Annotated in this window: 14 protein-coding genes; 9 read left to right on the forward strand and 5 right to left on the reverse strand. The window is 40.0% G+C overall.

Annotation, left to right across the window (positions count from 1 at the left end; all coding sequences use genetic code 11):
- Window positions 1–81 precede the first annotated feature (81 nt).
- From BFP77_RS16455 to BFP77_RS16465, 3 genes are all read right to left on the reverse strand, one after another.
- On the reverse strand, window positions 82–708 hold the full coding sequence (locus BFP77_RS16455; protein ID WP_099575145.1) for a heavy-metal-associated domain-containing protein: 627 nt from the start codon (window positions 706–708) through the stop codon (window positions 82–84).
- A 95-nt stretch (window positions 709–803) separates the two neighbouring features.
- Entirely contained in the window at window positions 804–1,574 is a 771-nt protein-coding gene (locus tag BFP77_RS16460) for a hypothetical protein (protein ID WP_099575146.1), read from the reverse strand.
- A 107-nt stretch (window positions 1,575–1,681) separates the two neighbouring features.
- Entirely contained in the window at window positions 1,682–2,095 is a 414-nt protein-coding gene (locus tag BFP77_RS16465; RefSeq protein ID WP_257213012.1) for an HYC_CC_PP family protein, read from the reverse strand.
- A gap of 119 nt (window positions 2,096–2,214) precedes the next feature.
- On the opposite strand from BFP77_RS16465, the gene BFP77_RS16470 reads away from it, so the two are divergent.
- The 7 genes from BFP77_RS16470 (at window position 2,215) to rodA (ending at window position 9,935) form a co-directional block, all read left to right on the forward strand.
- A complete protein-coding gene (locus tag BFP77_RS16470; RefSeq protein ID WP_099575147.1) occupies window positions 2,215–2,670 on the forward strand; it encodes a GAF domain-containing protein in 456 nt (151 codons plus the stop codon).
- A gap of 150 nt (window positions 2,671–2,820) precedes the next feature.
- A complete protein-coding gene (gene purH, locus BFP77_RS16475) occupies window positions 2,821–4,353 on the forward strand; it encodes a bifunctional phosphoribosylaminoimidazolecarboxamide formyltransferase/IMP cyclohydrolase (protein ID WP_099575148.1) in 1,533 nt (510 codons plus the stop codon).
- Window positions 4,354–4,409: 56 nt separating this feature from the next.
- A complete protein-coding gene (locus BFP77_RS16480; RefSeq protein WP_099575149.1) occupies window positions 4,410–5,438 on the forward strand; it encodes a rod shape-determining protein in 1,029 nt (342 codons plus the stop codon).
- A 35-nt stretch (window positions 5,439–5,473) separates the two neighbouring features.
- A complete protein-coding gene (gene mreC / locus BFP77_RS16485; protein WP_099575150.1) occupies window positions 5,474–6,298 on the forward strand; it encodes a rod shape-determining protein MreC in 825 nt (274 codons plus the stop codon).
- A 31-nt stretch (window positions 6,299–6,329) separates the two neighbouring features.
- Complete coding sequence (locus BFP77_RS16490) at window positions 6,330–6,797, forward strand: rod shape-determining protein MreD (protein ID WP_306475435.1); 468 nt, start codon at window positions 6,330–6,332, stop codon at window positions 6,795–6,797.
- Window positions 6,794–8,662: a penicillin-binding protein 2 gene (gene mrdA, locus BFP77_RS16495; RefSeq protein WP_099575152.1), complete on the forward strand. Its 1,869-nt coding sequence runs from the start codon at window positions 6,794–6,796 to the stop codon at window positions 8,660–8,662. Before BFP77_RS16490 ends, mrdA begins: the two co-directional genes overlap by 4 nt.
- The gene (rodA, locus tag BFP77_RS16500; RefSeq protein WP_099575153.1) at window positions 8,652–9,935 is read left to right on the forward strand and encodes a rod shape-determining protein RodA; all 1,284 of its coding nucleotides are present in this window, start codon (window positions 8,652–8,654) and stop codon (window positions 9,933–9,935) included. Before mrdA ends, rodA begins: the two co-directional genes overlap by 11 nt.
- Here the strand turns inward: rodA and BFP77_RS16505 are convergent.
- Window positions 9,932–10,744 (reverse strand): DNA/RNA non-specific endonuclease, encoded by an 813-nt coding sequence (locus BFP77_RS16505; protein ID WP_099575154.1) that lies wholly within the window; start codon window positions 10,742–10,744, stop codon window positions 9,932–9,934. The two genes, rodA and BFP77_RS16505, sit on opposite strands and share 4 nt — an antisense overlap.
- Before the next feature lie 88 nt (window positions 10,745–10,832).
- On the opposite strand from BFP77_RS16505, the gene msrB reads away from it, so the two are divergent.
- The gene (msrB, locus tag BFP77_RS16510; protein ID WP_099575155.1) at window positions 10,833–11,288 is read left to right on the forward strand and encodes a peptide-methionine (R)-S-oxide reductase MsrB; all 456 of its coding nucleotides are present in this window, start codon (window positions 10,833–10,835) and stop codon (window positions 11,286–11,288) included.
- Window positions 11,285–11,824: a peptide-methionine (S)-S-oxide reductase MsrA gene (gene msrA / locus BFP77_RS16515; RefSeq protein WP_099575156.1), complete on the forward strand. Its 540-nt coding sequence runs from the start codon at window positions 11,285–11,287 to the stop codon at window positions 11,822–11,824. The genes msrB and msrA overlap by 4 nt, the downstream gene beginning before the upstream one ends.
- Before the next feature lie 51 nt (window positions 11,825–11,875).
- Here the strand turns inward: msrA and BFP77_RS16520 are convergent, their stop codons facing one another.
- Window positions 11,876–14,026 (reverse strand): carboxy terminal-processing peptidase, encoded by a 2,151-nt coding sequence (locus tag BFP77_RS16520; protein ID WP_099575157.1) that lies wholly within the window; start codon window positions 14,024–14,026, stop codon window positions 11,876–11,878.
- Window positions 14,027–14,182 lie beyond the last annotated feature (156 nt).

Consider the following 14,182-nt stretch of genomic DNA (forward strand, 5'->3'; position numbering starts at 1 on the left):
TTCATTACTTAATTTTTAATAGTTACGGCGCAATCAAAAAGGAAATTGGACAGTATTGACCGCGCCGATAACTTTATCTTCTTATTTGCCTATCCTATCATAATGACAGCAAGCAGGTAACTGATCATATGTTCCTTTTTCCGCCTTATAATTTTTAGTATCGTGGCCCGCTTTTGCAATCGTCTTTTCTATTTCTGAAAGTGTAGTTGCACCCGCGTCAAAGGACACCTCCATCATTTTGGTATCCTTGTCCCAAGAAATATCAGATACTCCGGCTACACCTTTGGCAGCCTCGGTAATCCGTGCCTCGCACATACCGCAATTACCCGCGACCATGAGTTTTTTGGTCACAGTCCCTTCCGTTTTAGCGGAGAGCGACTGTTTTTCCGACGCTTCAATCGTACCATCTGCTCGCTCTATTTTGGTAGTTATTGGGGTATACCCCGCTTTTTCTACCTGTTGATGAACGGCAACCAAGGTCAGTTCTTTTTCCGCTGGATAAGCAAAACTGAAATCTCCAGTCTCAATATCAATCTTTACCTGTTTAATACCCTTGAACTCCTTGAACTTTTTCTCTAGTCCGTAAGCGCAAAAAGGGCAACCAAGGCCGTCTACCTGCACCATAAATTTATCCATCGCTTTTTGAGCATTTGCTCCAAACACGGTCATCATCCCGACGACCAATGTTACTATTATTGTTTTCTTCATTATTATATTCTAAAAAAAATTATATTATCAACTTATTTATAATTCAATAGATTTAACACCTCCCTTTTCCCTCCTTGATAGGAGGGATATTCGGTTTAAAATGTAAATCGACCTCCAAAAAATATGCTGTACCGCAGGTTCCTGCCCACTTCAAAATCACTCACCAAAGGAACTTGAATCGCCAGCTCAAACGTAGTCGCCTTTCTTGCATATTGTATGCCTTGCGCATATAACAACTGATACCAATCTCTTTCTACTAGCCAGGAATTGGTATATTCAAAAAAGAGGTTCACTTGCTTGTTGGGATACTGTGGTTTTAAAAGAGGTAGTCCAAATCCTAATTTATAGCGGAACTCGTCCAAAGTACCATCGGGCACTGCATTGTAGCCTAACTCATTGGATATGCCGTATTTTAGGGTTTCATATCCCGCGACGATACCGTAATACCCGGCATACTTACCCGTACTTAATTCCATTAAATCAAGCTCTTCTCCCGTGGGCAAAGTCTGTACCGTCTTGGCTGATATCCTAAAAGTCTTACCCGTGGCATCTTTTCGAAAAAATTGATATTTCCCTATTATTTTGATATCGGCCAGAGCACTGCCACTTGCCTTGTTATCGATATCATAATTCAAATAAGGAATATCTACACCTATTGAGGAGTTCGATGTTGGCAGGTAACGCATCATTAGCGGTACATAAACAAATGAACCTCGCTCCGTGTTTCGTAATTCCGTTAATGTTCTAGCGGTAAAACTGCCCGCCCCGAGCATAATTGGTTTATCAGCGGTTATTGGCGGACCCTGAGCTGCTGAGAATACTGCGGACAGTATGGATAAGGCTACTAACCTAAGTTTATATTTCATGAATGTTTAATTTGATGTTAACCCAAATCATGGGTTGCTTTTGTTTATTTCCATCCTAGGCTGGCCTAGCAGGGTAAATCCAAAATATCCTCTAGCGAGGAATCACATCAAATTAAAAAAGTTTCGTCAAGTAACTGTATGTCCCTGACCAGAAGTGGTGGTGGGTAATACTCGTTTATATTCGTTTGCTGTTCACTACTAGAGAACAACGCAACGTAGGCCTTCGCAAAAACTGCGATAAAGACCTGCTGGTCTAAAGTAATATCGTTAAAAGAAATTTTTAGATCATCTTGACCTTGAATCGTCAGGGTTTCCTCACCACAACAGTGGTTTTCATCGGAGTCTTCTTCCATCATCAGCATCGCTGCTTCCATACCACAATCCTGAGCCTTTGAGAATAAAGCAACATCCATTACACGACCCATACACGTGTGCTTTTCAATAGTCCATGAGACTGTTGAAAACAATACTAACACCGCCATGACCACGGACCATATTTGATGTGCTACACTTTTCATCATACAAAGATACTATTTTAGAATTTTGGTTGATAGTACTTAACGAATTTTTAAGGCTGTTCTTATTGTTAGTTTCCTTTTAAAAATCGACTTTTGATTTAGATTATTGAAAATAAGAGACCATGTTAGATTCCCTGAGACCCAAAATAAAGAGCATTATCCACTCCAACCAAGAAAAAGATACCAAGCTCCAAGAGATCTGTAATCTCCTTCAAGAAAGTGTTCCTCATTATGACTGGGTAGGGTTTTATTTTAGGAACGGTGACAAAGAAGAATTAAAGTTAGGTCCCTATACGGGAGAACCAACGGACCACACGATTATACCGTTCGGGAAAGGAATCTGCGGACAAGTGGCGGTCAGTAACGAAAATTTTGTTGTGCCTGATGTGCAAGCGCAAGACAACTATATTGCCTGTAGTCTTACCGTAAAATCAGAAATCGTTGTTCCGCTCTTCGTAAACGGTGAAAATATTGGTCAGATAGATATTGATTCCAATACGCCCGACCCGTTTACAAAGGAGGACGAACGATTCTTAGAATTCGTAAATGAAGAATTGGCGAAGATTATGGAACACTAGTATGGTAATTTAAACGCATACGCCTACGTAAATAGGATACAACCTCTTAACCGTTCAAAACTTTAGCCTATTTGTTGATAACCTCGCTGTTGTACTTCTCTTAAAAAAATTACTTTTGTGTGCTTAAATTACTAATCACAAGCACTACCCATGAGCACTGTTAAAAAAGCGACTTCTGCCTTAATTTCCGTTTTTCATAAAGACGGATTGGAACCCATAGTAAAAAAATTCAAGGAACTTGGCATTACCATCTATTCTACCGGTGGCACGGAGAAATTCATTAAGGACCTGGGCATAGACGTTGTTCCTGTAGAAGATGTCACAAGTTATCCCTCCATTTTAGGCGGTCGCGTTAAAACCTTACACCCAAAGGTATTTGGCGGTATTCTCAATCGACAGGACAATGATGGTGATGTTGCGCAATTAGCAGAATTCGATATTCCACAATTGGATATCGTAATCGTAGATTTATACCCTTTTGAGAAAACCGTTGCAAGTGGTGCCCCGGAACAGGACATCATAGAAAAAATAGACATTGGAGGTATTTCTCTGATACGTGCTGCCGCAAAAAACTTTAAAGACGTCATGTGCGTATCTTCTATGGAAGATTATTCAGAATTCCTCGAGGTCATTTCTAAGGATAACGGAAATACCACGCTGGAAGATAGAAAGCGTTTTGCCGCAAAATCCTTCAACCTTTCCTCGCACTATGATACGGCTATATTCAATTATTTTAACCAGCACCATGATATCGCCGCACTTAAGGTCAGTGAGACCAACGGAAAAGTGTTGCGTTATGGAGAAAATCCGCATCAGAAAGGATTTTTCTTTGGAGATTTTGATGCCATGTTCTCCAAACTTCACGGCAAAGAACTCTCTTATAATAACTTGTTGGATGTTGATGCCGCTGTAAACCTTATGGGAGAATTTAAAAATGACGCCCCAACCTTCGCCATTTTAAAACATAATAACGCATGTGGATTAGCGCAACGCAGCACACTTCACCAGGCTTACGTGGATGCTCTGGCCGGCGACCCGGTCTCTGCCTTTGGTGGAGTCTTGATAAGCAATAAAGAGATTGATAAAGCCACGGCGGAGGAAATCCATAAATTATTTTGCGAAGTTGTTATTGCACCAAGCTATGCAGCGGACGCCCTGGAAATACTTAAAGGCAAGAAGAACAGGATTATACTAGTTCAGAACGAAACCACTATGCCGGAAATGCTGGTAAGAACTTGTTTAAACGGCATGTTGCTTCAGGAGAAAGACCATAAGACAGATGCTATTGCAGATTTAAGCTATGCAACGGACACCAAGCCAAGCGAGCAAGAACTTGATGATTTACTGTTCGCTTCAAAATTATGTAAGCATACAAAGTCTAACACCATTGTGCTGACAAAGAACAAGCAACTGTGTGCTAGTGGTACGGGACAAACTTCGCGAGTAGATGCCCTGAACCAAGCCATACACAAAGCGCAATCCTTTAAATTTGACCTAAACGGTGCCGTAATGGCCAGTGATGCATTCTTCCCATTCCCTGATTGTGTTGAGATTGCAGGCCAAGCAGGAATTACAAGTGTTATACAACCGGGGGGCTCTATCAAGGACCAGTTGAGTGTGGATTATTGTAATGCGAACGGAATTTCAATGGTGATGACGGGCACCCGTCATTTTAAGCATTAATTTTACTACTTTTGTCGATGAAATGCACCCCTTAATCCATAACCAAACAAATTTATATGGGATTTTTTGATTTCTTGACTGAAGAGATAGCCATAGATTTAGGAACGGCGAACACGCTTATCATCCATAATGACAAGGTCGTAGTAGATAGTCCTTCTATCGTTGCTCGTGATAGAATTACGGGTAAAATTATCGCAGTTGGCAAGGAAGCCAATATGATGCAAGGAAAAACCCATGAAAATATAAAGACCATTCGTCCTTTAAAGGATGGGGTAATTGCCGATTTTGATGCATCTGAAAAGATGATTAACATGTTCATTAAAAATATCCCGGCATTAAAGAAAAAATGGTTCCCGCCTGCCTTGCGCATGGTCATCTGTATCCCATCTGGTATAACGGAAGTAGAAATGCGTGCGGTAAAGGAATCTGCTGAACGGGTAAACGGCAAAGAAGTATATCTTATTCACGAGCCCATGGCCGCCGCCATTGGTATTGGTCTTGATATTATGCAGCCCAAAGGAAATATGATCGTAGATATAGGTGGTGGTACTACGGAAATTGCAGTAATTGCCTTAGGGGGTATTGTTTGTGATAAGTCGGTCAAGATTGCAGGTGACGTTTTTACCAATGATATTATCTACTACATGCGTACGCAGCATAACCTGTATGTAGGTGAAAGTACTGCGGAGGCGATTAAAATTGAAATTGGTTCGGCGACGGAAGATTTACAGACTCCTCCGGACGAAAAGTCGGTTCAAGGACGAGATTTACTAACGGGCAAACCCAAACAAGTACAGATTTCTTATCGGGAAATCGCAAAAGCACTGGACAAATCCATTTTGCGCGTGGAGGACGCGGTAATGGAAACCCTATCGCAAACTCCACCAGAATTGGCAGCGGATATCTACAATACAGGAATTTATTTGGCCGGGGGTGGTTCTATGCTACGTGGCCTGGACAGAAGGTTATCTCAAAAAACGGACCTGCCCGTATACATTGCAGAAGATCCTTTAAGAGCCGTAGTTCGTGGTACAGGAATAGCATTGAAAAACCTAGAGCGATACAAGAGTATCTTGATCAAGTAATTTTTGAGTACTTCAATTTGAAAACGTAAAAGTGAATGCAGCAGATTATAAATTTTCTGATTCGGTATAAAACGTTCTTACTTTATGCCTTTCTGCTCTTTATTTCCTTGATTTTCACTTTTCAATCGCATTCCTATCACCAGTCTAAATTTCTAAATTCCGCTAACTATTTTTCGGGCAGTATTTATGAGACTTCCAATAATATCACCGCTTATTTTAACCTTCGCGAAGAGAACCGTAATCTCGTAAGGGAAAATGAATTACTAAGATTTCAACTTTATAACAAGCAAGAGGGCATCACCCCAATAACAGATTCCTTACTGAATAGCTATACCGTAGTACAGGGTACCATAGTAAAGAACAGCTTTTCCGACCAAAGAAACTATATCACCATAAACAAAGGTCGCTTAGATAGTGTAAAACAAGATATGGGCGTAATTACGGACAAGGGTATTCTGGGGATCATAGAAAATACATCTAAGAACTATGCCACCGTGCAGAGTATATTGAACGAAAAATCGAATATTAACGCTAAGATTAAAAATTCCAACCATTTTGGTTCGTTGGTCTGGAATACCAAAGACTATAATACCGTTCAGTTGATAGATATTCCCAGACTGGTTCAGTTAACGATTGGGGATACTATAGTAACCGGTGCCATGAGTAGTATCTTTCCTGAAAACATTCCCATTGGCACGATAAAGAAATTTGATTTGGACACGTCAAAGAGTTTCTATTTTATTGATGTGGCCTTATTTAACGACATGACCAATTTGAAACAGGTATACGTTATTCAAAATTTGAATAGGAAAGAAGTTTTAGAACTGGAAACAGAAACACGAACAACCAATGATCAGTAGTTCCTTTTTTATAAATATTCTAAGGTTCATCTTGCTGATTTTGGTACAGGTGCTCGTATTCAACAGATTAAATTTCTTTGGCTTCATCAACCCCATGATTTATATTCTGTTCATCTATTGGTATCCGATAAAGGAAAACAGGACCACTTTTTTAATCATAAGTTTTATCCTTGGTTTTCTGATAGATATCTTTTCCGATACCTTGGCCATTAATGCAGCTGCCACAATTACCATAGCCTATTTAAGACCTACAATTATGCGGTTCGTATTCGGTGTAAACTATGAATTTCAAAGTTTTAAATTAAACAACAGTACCAAGGCACAACAATTTACTTTTTTGGCGTTATTAATTGTAATACATCATGTTGTATTCTTTACTTTAGAAATTTTTAGTTTTGCCAATAGTCTCTTAATCATACAAAAAACGTTTGCTATAGGCCTTGCTTCTTTGATATTGGGTCTATTGTTCAGCACCTTGTTTAGCACTAAGAAAGAATGAGGAAAATACTTTTATCATCAATTATCGTCATCATAGGAATTACCTTCCTTAGCAGACTTTCCTACCTTCAAATTTTCAGTTTTTCACCAGATCAAGTATTAGAAGACCCTGCCATCAAGGCAATATACGACTACCCCGAACGCGGTTATATTTACGACAGAAATGGGGAGCTTTTGGTCGGTAACGACCCAGCTTATGACGTCATGGTCATACCCAGAGAGGTCAAAGCTCTTGATACGCTAGAATTTTGCGGATTAATAGGGGTTGATAAGGAAAAATTCAAGGAAAAACTTAGAAAAGCTAGAGTATATTCCCCGAGACTGCCATCGGTCTTGGTTCCACAATTATCAAAAGAAGATTACGCTAGACTTCAAGAAAAGATGCGTAAGTACAAAGGATTCTACATCCAAAAAAGGTCCTTACGTTATTATGATACGCCTAGTGCTGCCAATGTACTGGGTTATATTAGTGAAGTCAACGAAGGGGATTTGGCAAAAAACAAATACTACGTTCAAGGAGAACTAAAGGGGAGAACCGGTGTAGAACGTTATTATGAGGACTTATTGCGGGGAAGAAAAGGTGTGCAGTACATTCAAAAAGATAGATTCAATAGAGATATTGGCCCCTATAAAAATGGAGCATTGGACACACTTCCAGAGCAGGGCAAACAAATTAGCATTACACTTGACAAAAAGCTTCAAGAGTACGGAGAGCGTCTAATGAACGGTAAAAGAGGTGGCATTGTAGCCATTGAACCCGCCACCGGCGAGATACTTTCCATGATATCCGGCCCTACCTATGACCCTGCACTTTTGGTCGGCCGGCAACGCTCTAAAAACTATACCAAACTCTATAACGACACTATAGCGAACCCTACTTGGGACCGATCAATTCATGCCCAACAACCCCCTGGGTCTCCATTCAAGACGCTTAACGCACTTATTGCGTTACAAGAAGGTGTTATGGACGAGTCCTCTACCATTCGCTGTTACAACGGGTTTTATGTCGGAAAAAAGAAAAGAGGTTGTCATTGCGGCGGAGGTCTTCGTAATATGAACAGTGGAATCTATCAATCTTGCAATGCTTATTTCGCAGGTACCTTTAGGAAGATTTTTGAAAAGTTCGATACCACCGACGAAGGAATGGACGTATGGGAAAAGCATATGAAGAGTTTCGGTTTGGGCAATTACCTTGGCTATGACCTTCCTTTTGGGCAGAAAGGAAGAATCCCTAGCAAAGAGTATTATGATAAATGGTACGGAGATAATCGATGGAGCTCTTCTTTCATCATATCAAATTCCATAGGGCAAGGAGAAATCTTGGCTACTCCGGTACAACTGGCCAATATGACTGCGGCCATCGCAAATAAAGGCCATTATTTTACGCCGCATATCCTTAAAAAAATACAAGGAAAGGATATTAGCGATCCCAAATACACAGAACCTAAAAGGACAACTATAGATCGAAAACATTTTGACCCGATCATTCAGGGAATGGCCGATGTTTACAAAAAAGGAACGGCCAGATGGGTACAAGTACCAGGCATTAATATTGCGGGGAAAACGGGTACGGCAGAGAATTTTACAAAAATAGACGGCGTACGGACCCAACTTACGGATCATTCGGTGTTCGTGGCTTTTGCTCCAGTCGAAAATCCTAAGATAGCTATTGCAGTGTATATAGAAAATGGGTATTACGGCTCGCGTTATGCAGGACACATCGCCTCCTTAATGATTGAAAAGTATATCAAGGGAACCATTACGAGAACCGACTTGGAAAAGAAAATGCTAGACAAAACTTTAGAACATGAATACGCTAAGCCCTACAGCGGTGAAGAGTTCAAGATAAACGAGTATGTCTGGTAGAAGTATCCTTAAACGAATAGATTGGCTTACGGTATTTATCTACTTTTCATTGGTACTTATAGGCTGGTCCAACATTTACTCTAGCACCTTTACCGAAACGCAGGACACACTTTTTGATTTTAGCACCTTACATGGAAAACAGCTTTTTTTTATTGGCGTAAGCTTAGTGGCCATTTTGGTAATCATGGCCTTGGAAGTGAATTTCTACGAACGTTTTTCCAGTGTTTTCTATCTATTTTCCATAGTCTCACTTTTAGGACTCTTCGTCTTTGGAAAGACCATCGCCGGAGCTACCTCTTGGTACAGTTTGGGGTTTATGAATTTTCAACCCTCAGAGCTAGCGAAGATTACGACCGCTCTTGCTCTCGCTAAGTATTTAAGCGATATCCAAACGGATATTAAACGAAGAAAGGACCAACTCTATGCCCTATTAATTATACTTATCCCGGCGTTGCTCATCATTCCGCAACCGGACCCGGGAAGCGCGCTCGTATTCTTTGCCCTGGTCTTTGTTATATTTAGAGAAGGACTACCGTTATTTTATCTGGGTATCGGTTTTTTCGCCATTCTTATTTTTGTAACCACGCTCATGTTCGGAACCATTTGGGTTACCATTGGGCTAGCCTTGCTCCTGGTACTTCTGTTCGCATTAAAACGAAAGAGCTTTAAAGTTCCTATTTTTCCTTTGGTCATCGTGACCACAATCACAATACTGTTTTCGCTCTCCGTCAATTTTGTTTTCAACAATGTATTCGAACAACGTCACCGCGATCGTTTTAGCCTCTGGCTGCGACTAGAAAAAGACCCGGCTAAACTAGAACAAATTCGTAAAACAATTGGCTACAACACCTACCAGTCAGAAAAAGCCATCGAGTCTGGAGGCTTCTTTGGCAAGGGATTTCTAGAAGGAACAAGAACTAAAGGAGACTTTGTACCCGAGCAACATACCGATTATATCTTTAGTACCGTTGGGGAAGAATGGGGCTTCATTGGCACGGCCACGGTAATCATACTTTTCTCCATTTTATTTTTAAGATTGATTTCCTTGGCGGAGCGACAAAAAAACGATTTCTCTAGAATGTACGGATATGGTGTCATTTCAGTGCTTCTTATCCACTATTTTATAAATATTGGAATGGTCATAGGTGTGCTGCCTACCATTGGAATTCCTTTGCCCTTTTTCAGTTACGGTGGGTCTGGATTATTATTCTTTACCATTCTATTGTTCATATTTCTTAAGCTAGACACCAATAGATTAAAGGAAAGCTTTTAAAACTTCCAGTTTTTCAAGCGTACTCTAGATTCCATCACGGCCTGCTGCTCAACCGGTAGTTCTCTAAAGAAATCAATTCCAGTTCTCATTTCTATAGCATCAATGGTAACCACAAAATTAGATAGGGGTGTGGTTTGCTCTTCATTCGGTAAGATAAACCCGATAACTTCTAATTGATCCGGGCTTCCCTTCGCCACAATCTTATAAAAATACCTCGGAACCGCTACGTCTTCATCACCAATTTCATCCAAGCCATCCTCCAACACACCTCCAGTTATTACATATAATTTCCCGTATCTTTTTGCCCAAGACCTCGTCTTCATTTCTAATCTATTCCAAACACCTGCGTTGAAATCCCTGTCCTGCGGACTTATGTTGCTGGTATAGAAGGTCTCGTTGTAAGCTTGTTCTGAAAACCTACGGTCACCGGCAGGAACCAAATGCCCACGATCATAACCGGAGCCTTTGTAGTTTTTCCAATCGGCTGATTTCGATTTTACCCAAGGATCTTCAATAAAATAAGGTCTTTTTCTATCGTCATACGTCAAATGTTCTTTGTTCAAGACATAAGCTACCCATTCTGACTGTTCAAAAGGCTCGTTATAGGACAAGGAAAAATAAGAATGGTGCACTATTTCATCTGTTGTAGAGCTAGGCAACAGGTTTTCAGGAAAATTTGCTTCTTTGAGAGCTTCTCTGCTCGTAGAATAGGTGCCGGGTGTATAAAAGTTTTCAAAAAGCCAAAAACCTACAACACAAACAAGGATTAAAATTGAGTAAATAGTTCTATTTTTAGTATCAAATCTCATCGTCCGAATATAGCTTAATTTTGTAAGAAGCAATGTACTAAAACGACTAAGAAACTATAGAACAATTTTAAAGAAAGGAAGGAAAATTATGACTTTAACATGGAAAGATGTTATTCATTTCTCAGTGAACGGAAACCCTGTTCCTGATAAGAGAGTTGAGAAAACCGAGAGTGAATGGAAACAGATCTTAACTCCCGAGCAATTTAGGATTACCCGAAAAAAAGGTACGGAAGCACCGCATACCGGAGCACTTTGTAGCGTACATGACGCAGGCAAATACGAATGTATCTGCTGTAATACGCCACTTTTTGATTCTACCATAAAGTTCGAATCCGGGACGGGATGGCCCAGTTTTACGCAACCAATAAAAGCCAACTCCATAAAATATATAAAGGATGTTAGTTTTGGAATGATACGGGTAGAGGTACTTTGCAATACTTGTGATGCCCATCTTGGCCACGTTTTTCCAGATGGACCGGAACCAAGTGGACTCCGCTATTGTATAAATTCTGAATCCCTAAAAATTACGAAAGAAGCTAAATGAAAAGCAATATAGAAGTTATAACCGTAGGTGGTGGATGTTTTTGGTGCACCGAGGCGGTTTTTCAAGAAGTAAAAGGTGTTGAAAAGGTAGTATCTGGTTATACGGGTGGAAACGCTCCCGGGAAACCAACGTACAGAGAAATCTGTTCCGGTTTAACAGGGCATGCAGAGGTTGTACAAGTAAGCTTTGATGCCTCCGTAATATCACTTTCGGATATCCTCATCATATTCATGACCACGCACGATCCTACTACGCTCAATAGACAAGGAGCGGATGCCGGAACGCAGTATCGTTCGGTAATTTACTATAAAAACGACAGACAAAAGGAAACGGCCAATGCGGTAATTAAAGAACTAAACCCTTATTATGATAATTCTATAGTAACCGAGGTAAGTCCTTTAGGTATTTTTTATGATGCGGAAGAAGCCCATCAGAACTACTATAGAAACAATACATCCCAGGGCTATTGCCAAGTAGTCATTAACCCTAAGCTTTCTAAGCTACGAAAGCTACATGCGGACAAGTTGAAGGAGTAACGAAAAAAGCCGCTCATGGAGCGGCTTTTTTTTATACGTTGTAGCATTGCACTAGCCCTTTACACTAGCTAATTTTCCGTTTTGTATGTTCTTTATATTGTTCATTTTTAAATCTTGCAATACATTTACGGCTTCCTCTACATAAACATCCTTTGCTAGGTTCTTATGCCAACGGTTTCTCTTTTCCCTGAGAACAGAATCTTTTGTAAACAAAGCTTCTTCATACTTCAGTGATTTAAAGGTAAGTTTAGAATCGTACTCGGAAAGACTCTTGAAGTAATTTGATTTTTCCTTGTCTTTAGATTTCTCTTCCCTATAGGTTTCATAGTTCAGAGAAATCTCCGTTTCTTCCTGCTCCGCCTTAAGCCATTGCGCATTTTCCTCTATAAGTTTAATCTGGGCATTTGCAGCCATTCGCTTTTTGCTATTCGCTATGGTCTGGTCATAATCGATATAGCCGTCCCATATTTCATATTCCGCAGGTGTAATCTTATCCCATTTTAAAGGATTTGACTGGTCTCTTTCTCCCAAATCTATATAACTGTACTTGTCCGGAACCACGACATCACTCTTAACGCCTTCTAGCTGTGTTGAACCTCCGTTAATACGATAAAACTTTTGCGTAGTTAATTTAATGGCTCCTAAATCTCCATGCTCGTTACTACGTACGATATTATCCAAAGCAATAACGTTCTGTACGGTACCTTTACCAAAAGTTTGTTTGCTTCCTATAACCACTGCGCGCTTGTAATCTTGCATTGCTGCTGCCAATATTTCAGAAGCTGAGGCGGATAATTCATTAACGAGTATTACAAGTGGTCCATCCCACTGAATCCTTTCATCTTTATCCACGTAGACATCTTTTTCCTTACTACTTGATCTTACCTGGACCACCGGACCCGATTTAATGAACAAGCCGGCCATTTCAACTACAGTTTTTAAAGAACCTCCCCCATTATCCCGTAAGTCCAGGATAAGACCTTCTGCACCTTCTTGCTTTAAACGCTCTACCTCTTTGGCAACGTCCGTAGCCGCGTTTCTCTCACTATAGTCTTCAAAATCTACATAAAATTTGGGTAGATTAATTAGTCCAAATTTTTCATCACCTCTAATAATATTAGCCGATTTCGCGTAAGATTCCTCTAACTCTACCACATCTCTGGTCAACGAAACCTCTTCCAAAGAACCGTCTACCTTTCTCACCGTAAGATCAACAATCGTTCCCTGCGCACCTTTTATTAGTTTAATGGCATCATCCAAACGCATTCCAACAATATTGATCGGCTCTTCTCCGTTCTGACCCACTTTTAATATCTGATCACCTACTTCTAATCTGGCATCTCGCCACACCGGACCTCCAGAAATAATTTCTACAATCTTAGCTCCTTCCGGTTTTTTTTGAAGTCTGGCTCCAATACCTTCGAACTTGCCGGATATGCCCATATCAAATCGCTCCTTATCCTCAGGGGCAAAGTAAAGCGTATGCGGGTCAAATTCGTCCACGATAGTATTGATGTACTGTACAAACCAATCTTTACGATCCAAATCTGCAATAAAATCGAAAAACTCGTCTAAAGTAGACTCTGTAGATTCCCGTGATTCTTTTTCTGCTTCTTCTGGAGAATGGGCTTTGTGATCATGATCGTCAAAAGCACCGTCGGCATTATCTTTCTCAGCATGTGCAACTTTAGAATCATAAGTTCCCAAAGTGGCATACTTCAACTGTTTTCTCCATCGTTCTTTTAATTCGGCTTTATTGGCGACAAAGTCTTCGTTTTCATATTTAATACTGATACTTTCGTCCTGGTTGTAATCAAAAGGGGTCTTTAGCACTTCTTTATAGATTTCCTTTGCATCGTCCATACGTTCAAGCAATCTATCGTAGACCATGTTGAAGAAAGTAATATCCGTATTTTTGATTTGATCGTCTATTTGAAACTTGTATTGCTCAAATTCCTTAATATCCGTCGCTAGAAAATAACGTTTTGTAGGGTCGATGACATCTATAAAATCCTCAAAGACATTAGCCGAAAAATCATCGTTGATACTTTTTGGCTCGTAGTGCCCTTTCTCTAAGACGTAGGTTATAAGGTCTAACAATAGTTTATCCTTATCGTCATTCTCAAAAGTTTTATTGGTAAAGCTGCAAGAAGCAACCGCTATGAGCATTACTACTAAAACGTAGGCTAAATTTCTTTTCATAAAACTATCTTTTTTATTCCTTTTCAAAATCTTGAAATTAAAGCGTTAGAACGCGTCAGAATTCCCTAAGATAAAGAAAAAACCATGCCAATTATGGGACATGGGATTAATTTTTTGTTAAACGACTAAATCGAACAATCTTATTTAAAAACGTAT

The organism is Maribacter sp. 4U21 (assembly GCF_002742365.1).
Taxonomy (GTDB): Bacteria; Bacteroidota; Bacteroidia; order Flavobacteriales; family Flavobacteriaceae; genus Maribacter.